Origin of the sequence: Vibrio nomapromontoriensis, from assembly GCF_050337205.1 — a bacterium.
Classification (GTDB): Bacteria; Pseudomonadota; Gammaproteobacteria; order Enterobacterales; family Vibrionaceae; genus Vibrio; species Vibrio nomapromontoriensis.
The window spans coordinates 273,499-295,480 of the sequence record NZ_JAKJSS010000008.1 but is presented as its reverse complement, the minus strand read 5'-3'; the positions used below and the strand labels follow the sequence as shown (position 1 = coordinate 295,480).

Here is a 21,982-nt window from a genome sequence, read left to right as displayed (position 1 = left end):
GATGATTGTAGCTAAGACATTTGTTTCCCCTGAAGTTTATCGAGCGTTTTCTGAATCGTTACAGATCCCCGAATACTCGCTGCGTACCCGACACTTATTTCTTTTCTTGTTGTATTTGTGCTCAGTAGCATTTTTACGACGACCTTTAACTCGGAAAACTTGGGCTAAGACATTCCCTCAGGTGAACTTTGATCGCTTTAAAGTTTCAGATAACTTCCGTGTATGCATTCAATTACTGTGGCTGTTATGTGTTAAACAAAATTTTGTCTTTGGGCAATGGCATTTTGTTACTCATCTACGAGTTATTGGAACAGGGATGCATCAGTGTGTTTCGGGGTTGCGATATCTCACTCAGGCCATTATTTCATTGCTTGATAGTAAACTAGAGTCTATGGGTTCAGAAAAGAGAGCGAACCGAGTACTGCCAAATCCTCTGTTATATGGCATCCTTTCTCTACTCACGCTATTGTGCTTAACCGTCCCATTTTCTATCTCTGCTCAAGTTGTGTTTGTGGGTACGTTAGCGGTTATTGCTTTCTCTATCCGAGGCTTGAAGGGGCGTCTTCCGAACTTACTTCTTATTATTCTTTCGCTGATCGCTTCCTGCCGTTACATATGGTGGCGATATACATCGACAATTAATTGGGATAAAGACTTAGACATGATCCTCGGTTTGGTGTTGCTCATAGCCGAAACGTATTCATGGATAGTATTGCTACTTAGTTATTTTCAGTCAATTTGGCCACTGAATCGCAAACCTATTTTGCTTCCGTCCTCTACGAAAACATGGCCCACTATTGATCTGTTCATCCCAACCTACAATGAAGAACTTGAAGTCGTAAGAGCAACCGTATTGGCGGCGAAAACGATAGACTGGCCTAAGAGTAAGCTAAATATTGTGATTCTCGATGATGGTAAGCGAGATGATTTCCAAGCGTTTTCTGAACAAGTTGGGGTGGGGTATATTCGCCGGCCAAAAAACGAGCATGCCAAGGCGGGCAATCTGAACTACGCGTTAGCACAGACGTCGGGAGAGTTTGTGGCAATATTTGATTGTGACCATATTCCTACCCGTGCGTTTTTTCAAGTGACGATGGGCGCCTTTCTTAAAGATGAACAGCTTGCATTGGTGCAAACACCTCATCACTTTTTCTCACCTGACCCGTTTGAACGTAATCTATCAAACTTTAGAAAACTGCCTAATGAAGGCAACTTGTTTTATGGCTTGATACAAGACGGCAATGACATGTGGGATGCAACCTTCTTTTGTGGTTCATGTGCCATATTGCGACGAAAACCATTAGAAGAGGTTGGAGGTGTAGCAGTTGAAACTGTGACAGAGGATGCTCATACCGCTTTAAAAATGCATCGCCTTGGCTATCGAAGTGCTTACTTGAAAGAGCCTATCTCGGCAGGTTTAGCAACGGATAGCTTATCCGCTCATATTGGGCAAAGAATTCGCTGGGCCAGAGGTATGGCGCAAATTTTCCGGGTTGATAACCCATTACTTGGCCGTGGGCTGAAGTGGCAGCAACGGCTTTGTTATTTAAACGGCATGATGCATTTTTTAAGTGGTATTCCGCGCCTTGTATTTATGGTCGCACCGCTGGCGTTTTTGCTCCTTGATGCTTATATCATCTATGCACCAGCCATCGCGATTGTGTTGTTTGTTCTGCCGCATATCTTTCACGCTAATGTGGCAAATTCGCGCATTCAGGGTAAATATCGTCATTCGTTTTGGGGTGAAGTATACGAAACGGTACTTGCGTGGTATATCGCTATCCCCACTACAGTGGCACTCATTGCGCCAAATAAAGGCTCATTTAACGTAACGGCGAAGGGCGGACTAATCAAATCGAGCTTCTTTGACTGGAACATTAGTAAGCCGATCATCGCACTTTTACTGTTGAATCTACTGGGTATGAGCGTAGGGGTTTATCGCCTATTTGATCATCAATTTACTGAAACGACCACGGTGCTGGTTAACTTGTTCTGGACGACTTATAACTTGTTTGTTTTAGGAGTTGCGTTAGCGGTAGCCGCAGAAGAGAAGCAAGTTCGTCAAACGCATCGAATTGATGTGGATTACCCCATCTCTTTTACCACGGCAGATGGCCATCATTACCCTGCTCAGCTAAAAGACTTTTCTTTTGGCGGACTCGGCTTTGAAACACACCCAGAGATTAAGCTTATGGTGGGCGACAAAGTTCATGTGGCACTGCAGCGTTATGGCATTACAGAATCGTTTTTATGTGAGATTAAATTTTGTCGAAACGGCACGGTAGGTACCCAACTTATGCCGATGACATTGGAAAAAGAGAAACACTTTATCCAGTGCACGTTTGCTCGTTCAGACACGTGGTCACAATGGCAGAAATCATACGATGAAGATAAGCCATTGGAAAGTTTGAAAGGCATGGCTTTTGTGAGTGTTATTGGATTTAGAAAAATAGTGGACTATAGCCCAAAGGTGGTTCAACGGGCATATTTCGCAATGGAAAAGTGTATTTTGATTTTGGTGTCGTTTAGACCGAAATGGACGTCTTAGGAAAGTAATAATGAAAATAATGCGAGCTCTCTCTATTTTATCATTGAGCATGATTTCATCGGTACTGTCGGCTGCAGCGACAAGCGCCGATCTAACGAGTCAGTCTAATGGTAAGGTGGAATATACTTTTGCGGACATTTCTGGAGACTCATCTATTGCGATGAGGGGCAACCAAAGTACCGCTTTTCTTGGTTTTGGTTCTCGACTCGATCAAGTCATCACTGGCGGAACGCTACATTTGGAGTTTTTGCCTTCACCCGCTCTCAAGGCCTCCGTATCTCATGTTCGAGTCTTCCTAAATAATGAACTGATGGACGTGGTTCAAATCAGTAATAACGATTCGGTTCAGAAGCAGAGTCAAACCATTGCACTCGACGGTCGCTTTTTTAAGAATTACAACCAACTAAAGTTTGAACTGAGCGGTCAAATCGACGCGATGTGCAGTGACGGAAGCGATCCTGCGCTTTGGTGGGAGCTTAGTTCAGCAAGCTCAATTGAGCTTAATGTGCGTAGTTTGGCGATAGCCAATGAATTAAGTCTATTACCAGCGCCGTTTTTTGACGCGCGTGATTTTCATGACGTGACTATTCCATTTGTCGTGCCAGAAGGTTTAACGTTGACGGACGTTCATTCCGTGTCGACGGTGGCCAGCTATTTTGCCAGTCACGTAAAATGGCGAGACATTGAGTTTCCTGTTTATAGCGATCGATTGCCAACTCGACACGCCGTCGTGTTTGCCACCAATAATGCCAGACCCGCATTTCTAAAAGATTTACCCGACATTACACAGCCGACGATTCAGATGGTAAGTCATCCAGAAAACCCAAATATTAAACTGTTATTGCTACTAGGAGCAGATGAGCAACAACTGTCATTGGCAGTGAAAGGGTTGGCCTCAAGTAATCAATTAATGTCTGGTGAAGTTGCCTATGTGAACAAGGTGGAAAGTTTACAGCAACGCAAACCTTACGATGCACCCAATTGGCTGCCAACTGATAGGGCGGTTAGATTTTCAGAGTTGATTGAGGGCGACTATCAACTTGAAACTCAAGGCGTTAATTTGGCGCCAATCAATGTGAGCTTCACCTTACCTCCAGATCTATTTACCTGGAACGCCAATTCTATACCGATGAAGTTGAACTTCCGTAATTCACCTCCTCAAGAGGGGACGGCCAGCTCAAAAATGAGTGTTACTGTGAACAATCGTTTTGTCCGAGCCTTCTCACTTGATCGTGATGAAGCCGGCCAGCAACAGGTTTGGCGTCTTCCAGTGCTAGGAAGTGAGTCTTTTGCCGAATCTAAAAACGTAAATATTCCGGGCTTTAAGGCTGCGACGAGTAATACCATCGGGTTTAATTTTGAATTAGCGAAAAGCGTTGCAGGGGAGTGTCAGGGGAGTTCGTCTTCAATACAGTATGCGGCCATAGACGGTAACTCAACGCTCGATTTTTCAGGGTTTCCTCACTATATACGTATGCCAAACAGTCAAGTGTTTGCTAGCTCGGCTTTTCCATATTCTAGAATGGCCGATCTATCTGAAACTGCGATTGTGATTACGCCTCAACCAAGTAACAAGGAAATAGAGTTGCTGTTAGAAACCGTTGGCTTTATTTCAAAGAAGACGGGTTTACCGGCATACCGCTATACGCTGTTAGATACATGGGATGAGGCTAAGTTAGCAGATAAGGATATTCTGGTATTGGGTGTCCAGTCTGCCTCTCAATTTGGACTAGCCTCTGAGTCACTGGCCTACGTCAATTCATCGGAAGATGGTCAATTTATGACGGCAACAGTGAAAGCGGAAGTAACCAAACCGCGCGGGTTTGCGAAATTAAGCGGGCAATCTGCAACGGTTGCAACGCATTTATCGACCCGCGGTGAGTTCGCGTCAATGGCCAGCTTTGAATCACCATTGACGGCTAGCCGAACGGTAACGGTATTATCGGCTCGTAATGAACATTCAATTCCGTTGTTGCAAAAGGCTCTGGCGGAGAACAGCGCCAAGTTGTCAGGTTCGGCAGTCGCCATTACCAAATATGATATTAACGGTTATCAGATAGGGGATAACTATTTTGTTGGTTCACTCCCTTTATATGACCTAGTGTGGTATCACTTCTCCGATAGACCCATGTTGATGGTTATCGTCGCGTTACTGCTGGTCATGGGTTTCACCTTAGTGATATGGCGAGTACTTAGAGCTTATGCGTCGCGTCGTTTAAATGAATCTACGGGGCAGCACAATGAATAAGCTACTTATTACTTTTATTCTTTTGGTGTCTTTTTCTAACGTTTGGGCGAAAGACCTATCAGCGTGGCAGGAATTTAAAAGGGTCTACATCATCGATAATGGACGAGTGATTGATGGCTCGGATCCAAGACGGATCACCACCTCTGAAGGACAGTCTTATGCGTTGTTCTTTGCATTAGTGGAAAACGATCGACAAACCTTTGATCGCTTATATGAGTGGACTCGTATTCACCTTGCCGAAGGTGATTTGACTGCTCGTTTGCCTGCTTGGTTATGGGGAAGTGAAAATAAGCGTCAAGGTGTGCTGGACGATAATTCAGCATCAGATTCTGATCTATGGATTGCTTATACGTTAATAGAGGCTGGGCGGCTGTGGCAAAGTGACTACTACCAAAATGTAGGTTATTTATTAGCGTTGCGCATTTTAGCTGAAGAAACAGTCAGTTTAACGGCAGGAACTCGTCAGTTACTTCCGGGCAAAAAGGGCTTCATGAGCGAGTCTGTCGCAAAGCTCAATCCTAGCTATGTACCCTTACCGCTACTGGCGAAGTTTGCTTATTCATCCGACGATAAACGCTGGCAGGAACTATGGGCAGGGTCAGTCGAGCTACTACTGCAAACTCAGTCACACGGTGTCAGCCCTGATTGGGTCCTTTATGATGGGAAACAGTATTTTTACGATAGCAATACGACGTCGGTAGGAAGCTATAACGCCATTCGTACGTATTTGTGGGCTGGTATGATGCCTTCAGACATGGAAGGGCAGGTGGAACAGCTTCATTCTTTACAGCCCTTGGCGAAGTCGATTAGCAAAAATAAGCAAGTTCCATTGACGACGTACGCAGATAGTGGCTTGACTCAAGGTGCGTCTCCCGTTGGTTTTACAGCTGCAATGCTGCCCTTTTTGGTCGCGAGTGGTGAGACAGAACTCGCTGCTACCTTTAACTTAGAGGTGAAAACACAACTCATTACCGATAGAGATAACGAATACTACAACAATGTTTTGGCGATGTTCGGCACCGCTTGGTATACCGAAAAATTTCGATTTAATGCCAAGGGGGAATTGATTGTACCTTGGGCCAGTAACGCACAATCTACGGGTCAGGCTGAATAATGGTCAAAGTGCCTCATCTTGCGGTTGGTTTATGTACACTCGCTTTATCGAGTGTCATCTCTGTAAGTGCCACACCCGTTGCGCCAGTGATTTATTATCAATCTGCGCCAACTTGGCTAGAAAATCAGATTGTTATCGGTGAGCTTAAAAAAGACGAAGAGTTAGTACTCTCTGCGGTAGAGCGTTGGCTTGCCATCGATCCGGAAAACCCTGAGGCCTTGTTTGCAAAAGGTCGTTGGTTGGTGAGAAATGATCAGCCTGATGTAGCTTCATCGCTGCTGATGAAGGTGAAAAAGCAAAGCAACAAAGACGTTATTCGTGCATTCGAGTCTTACCTGTTAGTCAATGCTGAGCGCAAAAGTGATTTTAACCAAATTATCCTGCTGCAAAAAGGTGGACAGAACGAAGCAGCATTAGCACGTTTTAATGATTTGTTTGGCGACCAACGCCCCGATATTACCTATGAGCTTGAGTATCTAGATTTATTATCCACCTTTCCCGAGCGTGCCGATGAAGCCCTGCAAGGCTATCAAGCACTTGATAGCGCTTTTCCACATGTGGGAGAGATCCGAATTCGGCTGGCACGTCATTTAGCTCGTTATTACGATGAAAAACAAGCTATCGCCATCTATCAAGACTTAGCGAATGACGCTCAGCTTGGCGTTTTTGCAAGCAGTTTATGGCTAAATGAACTCGATTCACAGCCACTTTCTCAACAATGGTTTGACACCTATTCACGGGTTGCCAGTTATCACCCTACTGATTTAGCGATCCAGCAAAAATATGAAACGGCGGTCAATCGTTGGTCGCAGGAAAAGACGTTGCGAAAAGATCCCCGCTATCGTGCAAAGCTACGTGCGTTAAAAGAGGTGGATAACAGTCTTTATTCACAGTCGGGATTGAACGCGTTGCTAGCTGCCAATAAGAAGTGGCCGAATTCACCTGATATTCTGATAGCACTGAGCCGACATGAGTTTCAACATGGTAATTACAAAGCGTCATTAGCCTATCTGCATCGAGCAGAGACTAATGATGACAATCCAGATTTAGCGGCTTTCTATTCGTCTCAGAAGCGTTCAATCGAGTATTGGCAAGCGATTGATTTAGCGCGCCAATCTATTGTTGCACAGAATTTTACTCAGGCGGAGGCCTATATTAATAGAGCGCTAAAAACGGATGAAAGCATTGCACTGGGTTATGTGCTCAAAGGGCAAATATTACGCAGCAAAGGCGAGTTAGAACAGGCTAATCAGTGGGCGAAAAAAGCTATAGTGATAGAGCCGTTAAGCACCAGCGCACTCGAGCTTTGGGTTGAAACGTATCGCCCGAATCTTGGTGTGGAAGGTCAAATGCTTGCCCTAAATACGTTATCGTCGCCGCAGCGTAAAGCACTACGCGCTTTTTCTGCGCGTGTTGAGCACAGCGTCATATTGAACCGGTTGAAAGTCGTGGACGCTTTGTCCCCTACGTTAGCGCAATCAAAATTGTTTCAAGATGTCGTGGCAAGTACAGCCGATCTACCGTGGTTGAAAAAAGATATTGCTGAGCAGTTACTTCGTTTAGGTCAACCTGAATTAGCAAACCGCACGATGCGTAAAGCTTACATTGAGCATCAGGATGCTCAACACACTCACGCTTACTCATTGTTTTTGGTCTCGCAAAATCGCTGGGAAGAGGCGTACGGTGTTGTTAATGAGAATAAGTATGTAAACTTAACGCCGTCTGAGCAAGCCACCTTCACTCGAATTAAGCTTGAATATCATCGTCAGGTGGTGCGAAACAAACAAGCTAATGACCAAGCCATTGAACTCTATATTAGCCGCCTTTCTAAGCAAAATCTGCCTATTGCAATTGTGCTGTGGAACGAGTTTGGTCATCAACAGGAGGCGAATGAAGCGTTAGCCTCGGTGGATGTTAGCCATCTGCAAGATTACGAACTTGTCCTTTATTCTCAAGTGAGCTTTGACCTCAATCAAGCCGAGCTACATCACACTGTTTATAGCCAAGTGCACACCCGAAATATAAACGTATCGGTTATCAATGAGCGCGAACAGGCATTTGACGCAGACCGCTACCTTGCCAATAACCAAGCAGGGAAAGCGACAGAGCTTTACGTTGAATTGATCAATGATGGTTTTGATATAGGTTCGGAGCGATACCTTTCACTCGTAGAGCAGTCCCCCGAGCATGCAGAAGCGTTAATTAAAGCTTCTGCGGATAATGTATTTCAGCTGACAAAAGAGCAGTTCTTGACCGCTGAAATTGCAGCAATAAGAACGAATAATCAAGCGTATATCAACTTTTTCAACAATCATTCGACGCAAAAAACGCTGACGGCATTTGATTATTGGCGACTAGAAGAAGAAGCCAATGAGATAGACAATCATGCCCTTGTACAGCGTTATGCGGAAAAGAGTTTGCTTCTTGATGATAAAGAGCGCCATGAACTCGCCAACGTCCGTACAATGAGAGCGGCCTATCGAAATGCCGATGATCAGTGGATGACGAATGATCTTATTTCAACGTTAGATGTGCTTCGAGAGCGAAATCAAAGTTATGTTATGTTTGGTACCGAGTTCAACTCAGTACCCAATGGCGCCACATTTCTTACCGCACCGCTTGAACTTAGTATCGCTATGCCTGACTGGGATGGTCATTTAAAGCTTCGAACTGAATCTGTTTACCTCAATAGTGGTGAGCTTACCTATTATAATGAGGGTGTTAGCTTTGAGCGCGACCGCGTTGGGCAAGCATTTTCAATTGGTTGGGAAGCGGACCAATGGCGTGCCGATTTAGGCACAACGCCTATGGGCTTTCGTATTAACGATTGGGTAGGAGGAGTGGAAGGAACAGTGTCATTGGGAGACGTTTCGGTGCGTGGCAGCCTGAGTAAACGACCTGTGACATCCAGCCTTATTTCTTACTCGGGTCTTGAAGTGGCTGACCGTCGTGGCAATGTCACCGAGTTTGGGGGAATAACACGTACGGGGGGAACTGTCAGCGCGTCATGGAACGATGGGCGTCCTTATGGTTTTTGGGGCTATGGTGAATATCATCAATTGACGGGTAAAAATGTCGCAGATAATGATCGCTTATCTGGAATGTTTGGGGGCTATTACAACCTGATCAGTAGTAATGATGAATCATTGTCACTTGGCGGTTCAGTGTTTTATATGGGTTATGACAAAAACGTCAATGAAGTCGTGATTGGCCATGGTAATTATTACAGCCCACAGTCTTATGTATCGTTGTCACTGCCCGTTTCTTATTACCGACGGGTTAATTACGATTGGACATATGGTGCGAGAGGTACCTTGTCTGTGTCCAACGCAAGCTTTGATGCCCCATATGGACTCGACGGAAGTGCGTCAACAAGCTCAGGCGTAAGTAGTGCCTTGCAGCTTTATACAGAATATAAAATGAGTGATCATTGGACATTGGTGGGTTACCTTTCTCAGCAATTCTCCAGTGACTATCAGCCGAGCTTGTTTAACCTTTATTTCAAATATCACTTTGATCCAGCATGGCAACGTGCGGAGCTGCAACCTGACCCATTAAGACTTTACTCGAGTTATTACTAGGGCTGATTCAAAATAATCATAGCCCTAGTTGTTTAAACTCAACCTAATTGAACCATCTGCCACCGCCTTAATAGAGGTGCTTAATTAAGGCGTATTGGCTGTGATATACCTTGAGTATCTGATGGTTTTTGACCGGGTTTCATAAACTTAGCACGCTGATTAATCCATTTGTGTGCCCAGTCTTCGGGCGCATTTTCATAGTATCGCTCAACGGTTTGATTTAGCGCTCGAACTGAGGGCGTGAAGGTCAATGCACCTTTAACCGGGCCCATGCTCGCGATTTCAGAATCGGTAAGGGGCCTTGGTGTATAAAGTAAAGCGTTCAGATAAACGGGTTCAGCTTCATACTTTTGATATTCGGTATCGGTGAATAAACGCAGCTTATCTTTGCTCATTGCCCACTTGTACCCTTCGCCAGCGCTGTATCTCATGGTTGAGATAAACTTTCCATCCGCATAGAGTTTGTAAACCACATCACCCGCCTCTGAGGCATAAAAAACCAATGCAATTCGGTACCAAGTATTGGCGTCAAACGTACCCGCATATTGTGAATATAATCCTAACTGGTTGCTTTCATTTAAATATATTTCGACCTTGTTGTTGAGGTCATTAGCATCAAGGATCGCTCGATATTCATTACTGCTGCTGTCGGGCCAGAGAACGTCAAAGACTAAGGTGTAATTAGAGATGAGATCTTGTGATGCGAAGTCGCCGTTCGCAGCATGGGATGTTGTTAGCGCCAGATCGCCGTTATCATCGGCGATAAGCGCTTCAAGCTTAATAACATTGCCTTGTGAGCCATCAGGAAGGTAAGGAATGCCAAATGATGCCGTTGTGCCACACGACATAATAGCGCTATCACAGTCAGCGGAAGCCTTGTCACTGGTGCGTAGTGATAGTGATGATAGTTGGCTCTGTTCGCCGCTAAAAATATTAGCCGGGTCATTGAAGTTCCAGATTGTCGTCGCATTAATGACGTCGTTATCACAGCTATAAAGCACGTCATCTGAATCAATAAATTGGCAGTTTGCTGTTCTATTTCGCGCGTAAACGTCATAAATTTGCCACGCTTCTGCAATTAACACTGCGTCTTCTTTTTGGTAATAGTCAGCATTAAAAAACAGCTCCGGATTCCAAGCCGCAGATTTGAATAAGGCGACCTTGTACACCTGTTGGTCGTTTATGTCATCGATTGCAGGTCCGTTGTACTGTAGCTCATTTTTTGCATTCACCATGAGTTTAAGCTCCGATCCTAAGACCTGAACTTGATATAAAGCGCTAAATCCAGGTGTATTAGCGGGTTGTCGCTCTATCGGGTAGGAGCGGTGGAAATGCTCTTGCGTCAGTGAGCCTGGAGCCCAAATTTCACTGTCTTCGATTTCGTTTTCATCAAGAATGCTAGCATCTAGTTCAAAATACTCTTGAGTCTCGGGATTGGTAAAAGAGCGCATGGCGTTATACAAGATATCGCGCATTTGCGTGCGAGTCGGTTGGTTTTTCGATACGGCGATTTCGGTATGGGCATCTGGCGCGTAGCGACCAAGAATCGCGTCGATTTTGCTTTGTGTCGTGCTATCTACGTTTGATGTGAGCTCAATGTCAGTGCTGACAATAGGTTGGGTTATTACTGCCGACTTATCACTGAGATCAAAGGTGATTTCAACATCGGTGTAGCCTTTAGCGTTAAAATCTGGAAGAACCACCATGGTATTATTAATTAGCTCAGCATCTGGTGTCGCATGGGAATGCCCGCCCAGAATCAAATCAATGCCGTCAACATAAGTGGCCAGGGCTTTATCAGTACCAAAGCCCAAGTGACTCAGCATAATCATATAGTCAACATCTTGTGCATAGTCACTGATTAACTGCCTTGCTCGATCGTTCCAATCCCAACGCATCCGAAAATCTGGAATAAAATCGGTTTGAGGCTTAATTTCTTGATCTAATTCGTTCCATGGGCCGGATGTCATGCCAAAAAAGCCAATTTTGATACAGCCAACTTGAGCAATGGCAAAGTTAATACCGTCAAATCCTTGCGGATCGTTGCCGTAATACTCGGTATTTGAAGCCAGTACAGTTGCAACATCATCTTTGGAGTACTTAATTAATTGTTCTGGTCCCCAGGCAAAATCATGGTTACCGATAACACGATAGTCGAAAGCCATGGCTTGGGTCGCTTCCAGCGTCGCGTCTCCTCGCGATAGTTGCTCGGCGACAGACCCTTTTTCATAGTCATCTCCGCCATTGGTAAATAGCGTGTAAGGTTGCTCGGTAAGGGCTTGGTTGTGTATCGCTTTGATTTTGCTGTAGTACTTTTCTTGGAACCCGAAATGTCCATGAAGATCGGCGACGTGAATAAACCGCACGGTTTGAGACGTGGCTGACACGTCGCACTCTGGCCCAAAGGTTTTAACAGGGGCTGGAGGGATAATATCCCCGAGTGATACGGTGTCATCGCTATTGCATGCGGTGAGAATCAGCGGCAAAGTGCAGGCAATCAGAATAGAAAGAGAGTGTTGACGAACGTTCATGACTTCTTTTGAGTTTAAATAGGACAGGTGAATTCTATCAGAGTCATCAATTATTCAGAACGGAATCAGGAATAATTTTCTGCGAAACTGCGAAGTAAACGATAGTGTGGTGATATAGTGACATCTATATCTGGAATTATCGAAAATTCAGTGACCTAGCAGTGAGAAAAATGACGGACTTAAGCCGCTTAAGTATCAACTAGCCACGAAGTAAGTAGGGCAAGATAGCCTGCAAATAACAATCAGACTTTGACAGGGGAGTAGGCTACATATGCGGAACAATCGCCATTTAACAAAGTTACTTCTCACTACGTTGTTATGCTTTACTGTCACTTTTCCTGTGCAAGCGAGTTGGATCGATGACTTCATCGCAGGACATGTAGAGGTTACTAGCTTAAAGGATGTTGAAGCATTGATGGAGGTCTATGACTGCGGCGAAACGGAACATCAATATTATTGTGGGTTTGATTTGGATTATCGCGGCGTTCCAATGAATGCGGAAATACACCTTGCGAAAGGGCAGGTCACTCACATTAAATTCACAGCCGATATGACGCCATACCATTACACACGCATTCCTTATAACCTTCGTATTGATAGTTATCAGCTGGAAGAAGTGACGATTGGCCAAGAAAAATTTAACGTACCAGAATCGCTGAAAAATCATTCTTCAAATGAAGTGGATAAGAAACTGGTTGAATTTTTGAACTTACATCCCATTTCTGACTCTAAACTGTTTACCTGGATTCATAAAAATGAGATTCAGAATAGGTTCATTGCAGAAAAGCTCTGTATGAAAAGTGACAAAGAGCAGATTTCGCTCGAATGGATTTCGAATCCAGCTTTCTAACGTTGTCACACAATAGTCTTACGGTTGTCATTTCACTGTTACATAACGTAAGTAACTTGGAATGCGTAGAGTAGAGAAGGAGTTAACCCATGAAAAAAATGAGACGTGCTCGACTTCATCGTTGTCGTATCCAGTATTGGAAAGAAACCAATCAAAAAACAACGGATAGAGAAAAAGCATAAATTAATCAATGCTATAAAATTTGTAAAAACCACTAGTGAACCGGCAATCTTAATTGCTGGTTTTGCATTTCTGGCCCTCGAAAAAATCTTTCTAAAAAACCAATAGACAACCCATAAATTCAGGCATACAATCCGCTCGTTTTGGGGAGTAGTCACCTAAATTATTTGTCGTCATCTCGTTAAGCCAATGCTTATCCGGCAAATAAGAGCACCTTGTGTGCTTTGACGAGACCAACGCAATCAAAGTTCGAGTGAGCATTTTCACTCGGGTGTATATTGGTTTGCGGAAGGTCGACACTCACTCATCGTCCTTCTGCCTGGAGGACTTATGCCCTTATCTGTTTATCTGTCATTTCTAGTACTAACGCTAGGTTTAGTTGCGTTGGATATTTACCAAACCCGTGGTGGGCTCATCACCATTCGCAAAGCTGCACTTTGGAGTGGTTTTTGGTTCCTGTTGGCGTTTGTTTTTGCAGCATCGATTTACTTCTATTGGGATGTTTACGCACCAAGTAGCGATTACAGTGCTGAAAAGGCAACCGTTGCGTTTTTAACGGGTTACTTACTGGAAAAATCGCTAAGCATCGATAACTTGTTTGTATTCGCGATTATTTTCCACCAGTACACAGTACCTGTGCATTTGCGACCAAGAGCGTTGCTATGGGGCGTAATTGGTGCACTGGTTTTACGCGCTATCATGATTGGTGTTGGGGCACAGCTTCTTGCTCAGTTCCACTGGGTCATGTACTTATTTGCGGCGTTTTTAATTTGGACGGGCATACAGTTAGCACGAGATCGTGGTGAAGATGAGATTAATCCTTTGCCAGAGCGAATTATCAGAAAGCTCTTTACGGTATCAGATGATTATCGTGAGAATAAGTTGTCGGTAATAGAGAATGGTAAACGCGTATTTACGCCAATGTTTATTGTTATCGGTGTGATCGCGTTTATGGATGTGTTGTTTGCACTTGACTCTATCCCAGCAATTTTTGCTGTCACCAGAGAGCCGTTCTTGGTACTAGCAGCGAACGTCTTTGCTTTGTTAGGTCTGCGCTCATTGTATTTTGTACTGGAAGGTATGATGAACCGTTTTGTGTACCTAAAGCCAGCATTGTCATTCGTTATGGTATTTATAGGTATCAAAATGTTATTGGTAGGCAGCGCTTGGGCGATACCAACATGGGTATCACTCAGCGTTATACTCGTGACTATGCTACTAGCAACATTAGCGTCGCTGTATCATGAGCGTAATTTGCCTAAAGCAATAGATTAGAATGGTTGACGAGAGGCTGTTGAATTATAAAAGAAAAACCGGATATTTTTAAGTAACGAATGCTTAACAATTAAACGTGTTGGTTTGGGTAAGTGAGCAATTATTTATCCAAATCGCTGCTTTGTGAGTAATTATGCAGCCGCTTTGAATGGTTAAAATAATCACTTGTTAATGCCTTGTTCCATTAGAATAACTAATCTGAATTGCCAAAAATTGTCATTTCTTTACGCGCGTTTTGTTGCCTATTATTGCTCCAACAACGACAAAAAATGAATTTGTAAAGAGAGGCAATCATGGCACAAGCAATGAATATCGACACCATCGCTCTAGCACCCTCTATGGATAAGAAAGCCTACGCGGTTAACTTCAAAGGATTGATTGCTCACCTACTAGATATTATGTTCGGCAAAGGTGAAGTAGAAAATACTTACTATGCGAATGAATTGTCTGGTCATATGCAGCGAGATATTGGTCTTAACCGATAAAACGCAAGCTAAGCGAATACTAAAAATGGGCATCAACGAGAGTTGATGCCCATTTTTTATGGGGGTACGGCACTTTATTTTTTGGGTTACAGCGATAGTAAAACACCCCAAAGGTTAGTCCGTTAAACCACCTTCGCGTTGTCTTTGCTCTATGAGTTCGCGTCTTTTTTGCTCTGCCTCAAACTGCTCATCCGTTACACAGGGATCTTGCCCTATATATTTTGGATAAAACACGTAATAGATATCGTTCATTGTCCTGTCACTCTCGATCAAAATTGAATGCCCACCTTGGCTGCTACTAGGGTAGTTATGCACTTGTGGCAAGTGTGCGTTTGATTTTAGCCAGCTAAGTATCATGCGGCATCAACCTAATACTCGATATTTAAGGCGTAGGTGATGGGGAGGATATTAAATGAACTCATTTTTGTTGAAGCAATATAATCTGATTTATCTCAACGTCTTGATGTGTCTAATCCGTATTATGGTTCGCGATTACATACAATGATTAGGTGAAACACATGGTAAGTCTTACAGATCGGTTTCTAAAATATGTCACATTTGACACGCAATCAGACGCATCTAAAGGCTGTTGCCCGAGCACCCAAGGGCAAACACACTTCGCAAAGCATTTAAAAAAGGAACTGATTGATTTAGGTTTATCGAATGTAAGCCTTGATGACAATGGTTACCTAATGGCGACGCTACCCTCAAACGTAGCAGGTGACATTCCGGCGATTGGTTTTGTTGCTCACATGGATACGGCACCTGACGCCTCTGGTCGTAATGTGAAGCCACAGATTGTTGAGAACTATATTGGCGGTGATATTGCATTAGGGAAAGGGGATGAGGTGTTATCACCGATTCAATATCCAGATCTTCATGACTTGCATGGGCATGACATCATTACCACGGATGGCACAACGCTACTCGGTGCTGATAATAAAGCCGGTATTGCAGAAATCATTACTGCAGTTGAATATTTGCTGGCACACCCTGATATTCCGCATGGTGATATTCAAATTGGATTTACGCCTGACGAAGAAATAGGGCGTGGTGCAAATCTTTTTAATGTTGAAAAGTTCTCAGCACAGTGGGCGTACACGGTTGATGGTGGACCTGTGGGGGAATTAGAGTATGAGAACTTTAATGCCGCTGCCGCGACCGTCGAAATTACCGGAGTTAGCGTTCATCCTGGAACCGCGAAAGGAAAATTGGTCAATGCTATGACGCTGGCATCCCGCTTCCATGCTGAAATGCCTAGCGATGAAACCCCAGAAACCACTCAAGGGTATGAAGGGTTCTATCACCTGGGGTCTGCCGATATGTCCGTGGCGAAATCGACACTGCATTATATTCTTCGTGATTTTGATAGTGATGGATTGGCAAGGCGAAAGGCGTACCTTCAGGACAAGGTGGCAGCGTTTGAGTTAGGCAGTAAGCGCGCGAAAGTGAGCTTACAGTTAGTAGATAACTACTCGAATATGCGTGAAATGGTGACGCCTCATCCACATATTATTGAGCTTGCTGAAAAAGCGATGATCGCCTGTGACGTGCAACCGGATATCAAACCAATCCGCGGTGGGACCGATGGTGCTAGATTGTCATTCATGGGACTTCCTTGTCCGAATATTTTTACTGGTGGTTACAATTTTCATGGTATTCATGAGTTTATTACTGTGCAAGGTATGGAATTAGCAGTAAAAGTGATTGTGCAAATTGCGAAAGAGACAGCAATTCGGTATCGTTGAGCCAAACCATAATTGATGTAGGCTCACATGGAAGATACAGAAAAAGTCATTGCGTATTTATACGAAAACAAACTCCTGCTGAGTGCTTTAATTCTCTTTTTTATACTCATTGTCCGTCGGATTACGCTAGGCGCAATCCGCGGCGATGTGGCGTTTATTTCTGAAGATCAACGCAAGTGGATGTCTCGTACCAAAAACTGGTCATTTGCACTCATTGTGTTGACTCTATTTCTGATCTGGAAATCAGAGATCAGTGAATTTGCATTGTCAGTAACGGCGATTGCAGTTGCAATAGTGGTTGCATCCAAAGAAATTATCTTATGCTTTACGGGCTCTATTCAACGAGCCAGCTCTCGCTCATTCCGAATTGGTGATTGGATCGAGGTCGGTAAAACCAGTGGGGAAGTGATTGAACATAATCTAATGGCCACCGTTGTACAGGAAATCGACCTGTATCATGGTCATTATCACTTTACTGGCAAAACCATCACGCTGCCTAATAGTATGTTTTTTACGTACGCGGTGAAAAACCTCAACTTCATGAAGCGCTATGTCTATCATCACTTTTCCATCGTTGTGCCAGGCTTTGACAACCTATTTCCGCTTGTTCCTGATTTAATCGCTCAAATAGAGAATCATAGCGAAGGCTTTATTGATGTCGCCCGTCGTTACAACGGCGTGATTGAAAAACATGCAGGTGTAGATTTGCCAGGCTCTGAACCTCATGTCTATCTTTCTAGTGGTGCCACTGGCGAGCAAATCGTTAATGTGATGATATTTTGCCCGACTGAATTGGCGACACATTTAGAGCAAGAAATTCGTGCCGACTTTATGTTGATATATTCCAACGCATTCCCGAAAGATAAATAGGAAACGCATTTAAAAACATACTGTTATATTTTGAAACACTTTCATATGATATGTTGATGATTCTCGGACATTGACCTGACTTTTCGTTGGATACTGTGCAGTGCCTGTTCCAACTAAAATATATTGGTGTTTCAATGCCTAAAAAAATACTTGTTCTAAGCTTAATCACAACAGCGTTGCTAACGGGTTGTGGTGATAATAACGCGAATAAATCTGCCGCGCCGCTCCCTCTTGTACAAACGCAAGAGGTGAGTGTCGTGCAGCACCAGCAAAGCAAATCTTATATCGGTCGCATGGATGCGGTTGAAGATACTGCTATTACTGCGCAGGTTTCTGGCTATCTCAAAGAAAGACATTTTTATGAAGGACAAATTGTAGAAAAAGGCCAACTGCTGTATTCCATTGAGCCTTCATCATTCGAAGCTCAAGTTGCCAGTGCTAACGCACAGGTTTCAGAAGCAGAAGCCACCCTAAAAAAGGCACAACTCGATTTCGCTCGAGGCCAAAACCTAGTCAAATCCAATAACATTTCTCAAGCTGAATTCGATGCACTGACTGCAGCCTTAATGAGCGCGCGTGCACAACTAGCTGCGGGTAAAGCTCAGCTGAAAGTTGCAGAGGTAAATTTATCTTATACAGAAGTACGTGCGCCTTTTACTGGCCGAATTGCTGATAGTAAGGTGAGTACCGGCGATTTATTGTCACCTTCTTCAGGCGTTCTAACGACGCTTGTCAGTATGGATCCTATTTATGCTTCATTTAGTATTAGTGAGCGTGAGCGCCTGGTATTAGGGATGGATGAAATAGAAGGAGATGGTAGCGATGAATCAAACGGTGTAGCGGTCAATATTATTCTTGAAGATGGACAATTGTTTGATCATCAAGGAAGGCTGGATTTTCTGGGCAATCGAATCAATCTAAACACTGGCACATTGGCCATGCGCGCTGTGGTTGAAAACCCTAAGCAGCGCTTGCTGCCGGGCCAACATGTTCGCGTTGAGTTAATGGAGAAGCAAGCGGTTGATGTCGTAACGGTACCAAGGCGTGCGGTTCAAACCGATCTTGAAGGCGACTTTGTAATGGTCATTACGGAAGGTGATGTTGCTGAACGCCGAAACGTCGCATTAGGTCCTCAGACAGACAGTGGCATCATTATCAAAGTTGGTTTAAGTGCTAACGATGTTGTGATCACGCAGGGTCTACAGCGTGTAAGGAATGGAGTTCCTGTACGAGTTGAACAACCGGAATCAACCGAACAAGGTGCCTAGATGTTAAGTCGTTTCTTTATTCAAAGACCAAAGTTTGCTTTGGTCATTTCTATTATATTAACGCTAGCAGGCGCCATTTCCTTAATGGTCCTTCCTGTTGCGGAATATCCCAAAATTAGCCCTCCTTCGGTAAGTGTCACTGCGTACTATACTGGCGCAAGCGCTGAGGTTGTTGAAGAAGCCATTGCAGACCCCATTGAAACCTCAGTGAATGGTGTTGAAGACATGATTTATATGTCTTCAAAAAGTGCGAATGATGGTTCTTATTCACTCAATGTGACGTTTGATATCGGCACCGATCCTGACATGGCACAAGTCAATGTACAGAACCGTGTCTCTCAAATTGAATCTAAATTGCCTCAAGAAGTGCGTATGGTTGGCGTGACGGTGAAGAAGCGTTCACCTGACTTGCTAATGGTACTGAACTTCTATTCTCCAGATGGCACCTACGACGACAAGTTCCTAATAAACTACGTTAACCTGAATATCAAAGATCAGCTTGCACGAGTTAAGGGTATCAGTGAAGTAGGTGTGATTGGGGGCGGTGAGTACTCGATGCGAGTCTGGTTAGACCCAGACAAGCTCGCCAACCTAAAAATGACGACGTCGGACGTGTATTCAGCACTTGCTGAACAAAACGTACAGGTCGCTGCTGGCCGTGTGGGCGCTGCACCTTATGCTGATCCACAGGAAGTGCAATTCAACTTGGTGACCAAAGGCCGTTTAGAGAGTGTCAGTGAGTTTGAAAATGTTGTGCTACGCGCAAATATTGATGGCTCTACGGTTTATCTAAAAGACGTGGCTCGTGTTGAATTAGGTAAAAAGTTCTATGATGGTTCGGGTGAATTTAGGGGGCAAGATGCTTCTATCGTGACATTGTCACTTCAATCCGATGCCAATGCGCTTGAAAGTGGCAAGGCCGTAATGGCGATGCTAGATAAGTTGAGTGTTAACTTCCCTGATGGTATGGCATACGAAACCAGTTATGACACTACTATTTTTGTGGCTGAGTCGATTAAAGGGGTAGTAAAAACGCTTATTGAAGCGATTTTACTGGTTATTGCCGTTACCTATTTATTCTTAGGCAGTGCCCGTGCGACGTTAATTCCTGTTGTGGCGATACCCGTATCATTGATTGGTACCTTTGCCATCATGAACATGACAGGGTTTACCATCAACACGGTAACCTTGTTTGGTTTGATTCTGGCAATTGGTATTGTGGTAGATGATGCGATTCTCGTGATTGAAAACGTGGATACCATCATGAAGCGCGACCCGAGCTTATCGCCACGTAAAGCAACCTTAATGGCGATGAAAGAGGTGACAGGTCCAATCATTACCTCGACGCTTGTGCTTCTTGCGGTGTTTATTCCGGTCACTTTGCTACCCGGCATCACTGGAATTATGTACCGACAATTCGCATTGACCATTTGTATATCGGTAATCATCTCGTCTATTAATGCATTGACCTTGTCACCTGCGTTGTGTTCATTGGTGCTAAAACAAGGGGGCGGCAATACGGCTCGTTGGTTCCAAACCTTTAATAAAGGCCTGGAACGTATCACACGAAAGTATGGTCAAATTGCAGGCTTCCTCGTTAAGAAAGCGCTATTGCTAATCGCATTCTTTGTCGTGGCTCTAACGGCGGTAACCTTCTTTGCGAAATCGACATCAACGGCGTTTGTCCCGCAAGAAGATAAAGGTATTTTGCTGGTTAACGTACAGTTACCAGATTCAGCTTCTTTGTCTAGAACGACGGAAACAACAAGCAACCTAATGGCGCTTGTTGAGCAAGAGCCAGGCATTGATGGTGTGACTGTCGCGAACGGTTATGCGTTCATGACAGGCGCGGCCGCCTCTAACGGTGCGTCGATGTTCATCAAGTTGAAAGACTGGAGTGAACGTAATAGCTTTGAAGGTGACCATTCTGCTAACGCCATTGCGGCACGTATCAACGGTATGGCCGCTCAGGAAATTCCAGGTGCGGTAGTGTTCGCAATGGGACCACCAGCGGTGCCGGGCATGGGCGCAGCGTCAGGGTTTGAATTTGTACTAGAAGATACGTTAGGCCGAAGTCGCACCGACTTGGCGAATGTGATGCAAGAGGTTATTCAAGAAGCGAACAAGCAACCTGAAATTGCCTATACGTTTAGTACATTCCGAGCCAATGTTCCACATTACTACGTGGATATTGACCGGGAAAAAGCGCAGCAACTTGGCATACCACTTTCTTCGATATTCCAAACTTTGCAGGGCAACTTAGGGTCACTCTACGTCAATGACTTTACGATGTTTGGTAAGAACTTCCGTGTGACGATGCAGGCGGATGCGGAATATCGTAGTGGCATGGATGACTTGCAACTGTTCCATGTTCGTTCCGCCAATGGTGATATGATCCCTCTAAGTACATTAGTGACGTACGATCAGGTGTTTGAACCCGATGTAGCGTGGCGTTATAACATGTATCGAAGTGCGGTAATACAAGGGCAGCCAGCACCTGGTTACTCAAGTGGTGATGCACTTGCCGCAATGGAGCGTGTCGCGGCCAACGTATTACCAATGGGCTATCAGTACGAATGGACTGGCATGGCTTATCAAGAGATTTTGGCTGGTAACCAAGCTATTTATGCTTTTGCGTTAGCACTGATCTTTATTTATCTATTTATGGTGGCGCAGTACGAGAGTTGGTCAATACCGCTCGCGATAATTTTAGTGGTGCCCGTTGCGACGTTAGGTTCGTTCCTAGCGCTGAATTTGACGGGGACACCGCTCAACTTATATGCCCAAATAGGTTTGGTACTGTTAATAGCGCTCGCCGCCAAAAACGCCATTCTTATTGTTGAGTTTGCCAAGAATGAGCGTGAAGATAAAGATGTGCCGATTGACGATGCAGCAGTGCGCGGTGGAATGCTACGATTCCGCGCTGTTAACATGACATCATGGTCATTTATCTTAGGTATTGTACCGTTAGTGTTTGCATCCGGAGCGGGGCACGTTAGTCAAAACTCTTTAGGTGTGTCCCTTGTGGGTGGATTATTGTGCGTTTTATTGGCCGGCACATTACTTATCCCAGGCTTCTATGCATTGATTCAGCGTCGTCGTGAAAAAGCAAAAGGCGGTAGCACTAAGCTAATCCCTCTTGATGACGACTAACTGATTATAAACATTAGATAAAATCGTGACTTGCAAAGCACCTCATAGGGCTCCTATGGGGTGTTTTTTTGTATGAGTTTGTCGGGATGGTGGTGACGAGAGTGTACATTAAGGGAGTGAAACAAAGTATC

13 protein-coding genes are annotated in these 21,982 nt (G+C 44.3%); 11 read left to right on the top strand and 2 right to left on the bottom strand.

Going from position 1 to position 21,982, the window contains the following annotated elements:
* The first annotated feature begins 1 nt into the window (after window position 1).
* The 4 genes from bcsA to L4D05_RS09125 are packed head-to-tail and all read left to right on the top strand — an operon-like array spanning window position 2 to window position 9,491.
* Window positions 2-2,548: a UDP-forming cellulose synthase catalytic subunit gene (bcsA, locus tag L4D05_RS09140; protein WP_428793727.1), complete on the top strand. Its 2,547-nt coding sequence runs from the start codon at window positions 2-4 to the stop codon at window positions 2,546-2,548.
* Window positions 2,549-2,558: 10 nt separating this feature from the next.
* A complete protein-coding gene (bcsB, locus tag L4D05_RS09135; protein WP_428793726.1) occupies window positions 2,559-4,796 on the top strand; it encodes a cellulose biosynthesis cyclic di-GMP-binding regulatory protein BcsB in 2,238 nt (745 codons plus the stop codon).
* On the top strand, window positions 4,789-5,910 hold the full coding sequence (gene bcsZ / locus L4D05_RS09130; RefSeq protein WP_428793725.1) for a cellulose synthase complex periplasmic endoglucanase BcsZ: 1,122 nt from the start codon (window positions 4,789-4,791) through the stop codon (window positions 5,908-5,910). The genes bcsB and bcsZ overlap by 8 nt, the downstream gene beginning before the upstream one ends.
* Window positions 5,910-9,491, top strand: a complete 3,582-nt coding sequence (locus L4D05_RS09125) for a cellulose synthase subunit BcsC-related outer membrane protein (RefSeq protein WP_428793724.1) — start codon at window positions 5,910-5,912, stop codon at window positions 9,489-9,491. Before bcsZ ends, L4D05_RS09125 begins: the two co-directional genes overlap by 1 nt.
* Before the next feature lie 80 nt (window positions 9,492-9,571).
* Here the strand turns inward: L4D05_RS09125 and L4D05_RS09120 are convergent, their stop codons facing one another.
* Window positions 9,572-12,022, bottom strand: a complete 2,451-nt coding sequence (locus tag L4D05_RS09120; RefSeq protein WP_428793723.1) for a metallophosphoesterase — start codon at window positions 12,020-12,022, stop codon at window positions 9,572-9,574.
* 271 nt (window positions 12,023-12,293) lie between these two features.
* Between L4D05_RS09120 and L4D05_RS09115 the strand changes: the two genes are divergently transcribed.
* From L4D05_RS09115 to L4D05_RS09105, 3 genes are all read left to right on the top strand, one after another.
* The gene (locus L4D05_RS09115) at window positions 12,294-12,872 is read left to right on the top strand and encodes a hypothetical protein (RefSeq protein ID WP_428751348.1); all 579 of its coding nucleotides are present in this window, start codon (window positions 12,294-12,296) and stop codon (window positions 12,870-12,872) included.
* Between the two features lie 510 nt (window positions 12,873-13,382).
* Complete coding sequence (locus L4D05_RS09110) at window positions 13,383-14,327, top strand: TerC/Alx family metal homeostasis membrane protein (protein ID WP_428793722.1); 945 nt, start codon at window positions 13,383-13,385, stop codon at window positions 14,325-14,327.
* 293 nt (window positions 14,328-14,620) lie between these two features.
* Window positions 14,621-14,812 carry a hypothetical protein gene (locus L4D05_RS09105; protein WP_428793721.1) on the top strand — a complete coding sequence of 64 codons (192 nt, stop codon included), beginning with the start codon at window positions 14,621-14,623 and terminating at the stop codon, window positions 14,810-14,812.
* A 114-nt stretch (window positions 14,813-14,926) separates the two neighbouring features.
* Here the strand turns inward: L4D05_RS09105 and L4D05_RS09100 are convergent, their stop codons facing one another.
* Entirely contained in the window at window positions 14,927-15,169 is a 243-nt protein-coding gene (locus L4D05_RS09100; protein ID WP_428793720.1) for a hypothetical protein, read from the bottom strand.
* A gap of 161 nt (window positions 15,170-15,330) precedes the next feature.
* Here L4D05_RS09100 and pepT point away from each other — a divergent pair, with 161 nt between their 5' ends.
* The 4 genes from pepT to L4D05_RS09080 all read left to right on the top strand — a co-directional run bounded on the left by pepT (window position 15,331) and on the right by L4D05_RS09080 (window position 21,851).
* Complete coding sequence (gene pepT / locus L4D05_RS09095; RefSeq protein WP_428793719.1) at window positions 15,331-16,560, top strand: peptidase T; 1,230 nt, start codon at window positions 15,331-15,333, stop codon at window positions 16,558-16,560.
* A gap of 27 nt (window positions 16,561-16,587) precedes the next feature.
* Window positions 16,588-17,430, top strand: coding sequence for a mechanosensitive ion channel family protein (locus tag L4D05_RS09090; protein WP_428793718.1), 843 nt, complete (start codon window positions 16,588-16,590; stop codon window positions 17,428-17,430).
* A 134-nt stretch (window positions 17,431-17,564) separates the two neighbouring features.
* Window positions 17,565-18,698: an efflux RND transporter periplasmic adaptor subunit gene (locus L4D05_RS09085; RefSeq protein WP_428793717.1), complete on the top strand. Its 1,134-nt coding sequence runs from the start codon at window positions 17,565-17,567 to the stop codon at window positions 18,696-18,698.
* The gene (locus tag L4D05_RS09080; RefSeq protein WP_428793716.1) at window positions 18,699-21,851 is read left to right on the top strand and encodes an efflux RND transporter permease subunit; all 3,153 of its coding nucleotides are present in this window, start codon (window positions 18,699-18,701) and stop codon (window positions 21,849-21,851) included. It begins immediately after the preceding gene.
* Window positions 21,852-21,982 lie beyond the last annotated feature (131 nt).

What these genes read in the sequence shown, in the direction of transcription:
- bcsA (WP_428793727.1), top strand. Translation starts at nt 2, where the DNA reads ATGATTGTAGCTAAGACATTTGTTTCCCCTGAAGTTTATCGAGCGTTT.
- bcsB (WP_428793726.1), top strand. Translation starts at nt 2,559, where the DNA reads ATGAAAATAATGCGAGCTCTCTCTATTTTATCATTGAGCATGATTTCA.
- bcsZ (WP_428793725.1), top strand. Translation starts at nt 4,789, where the DNA reads ATGAATAAGCTACTTATTACTTTTATTCTTTTGGTGTCTTTTTCTAAC.
- L4D05_RS09125 (WP_428793724.1), top strand. Translation starts at nt 5,910, where the DNA reads ATGGTCAAAGTGCCTCATCTTGCGGTTGGTTTATGTACACTCGCTTTA.
- L4D05_RS09120 (WP_428793723.1), bottom strand. Translation starts at nt 12,022, where the DNA reads ATGAACGTTCGTCAACACTCTCTTTCTATTCTGATTGCCTGCACTTTG.
- L4D05_RS09115 (WP_428751348.1), top strand. Translation starts at nt 12,294, where the DNA reads ATGCGGAACAATCGCCATTTAACAAAGTTACTTCTCACTACGTTGTTA.
- L4D05_RS09110 (WP_428793722.1), top strand. Translation starts at nt 13,383, where the DNA reads ATGCCCTTATCTGTTTATCTGTCATTTCTAGTACTAACGCTAGGTTTA.
- L4D05_RS09105 (WP_428793721.1), top strand. Translation starts at nt 14,621, where the DNA reads ATGGCACAAGCAATGAATATCGACACCATCGCTCTAGCACCCTCTATG.
- L4D05_RS09100 (WP_428793720.1), bottom strand. Translation starts at nt 15,169, where the DNA reads ATGATACTTAGCTGGCTAAAATCAAACGCACACTTGCCACAAGTGCAT.
- pepT (WP_428793719.1), top strand. Translation starts at nt 15,331, where the DNA reads ATGGTAAGTCTTACAGATCGGTTTCTAAAATATGTCACATTTGACACG.
- L4D05_RS09090 (WP_428793718.1), top strand. Translation starts at nt 16,588, where the DNA reads ATGGAAGATACAGAAAAAGTCATTGCGTATTTATACGAAAACAAACTC.
- L4D05_RS09085 (WP_428793717.1), top strand. Translation starts at nt 17,565, where the DNA reads ATGCCTAAAAAAATACTTGTTCTAAGCTTAATCACAACAGCGTTGCTA.
- L4D05_RS09080 (WP_428793716.1), top strand. Translation starts at nt 18,699, where the DNA reads ATGTTAAGTCGTTTCTTTATTCAAAGACCAAAGTTTGCTTTGGTCATT.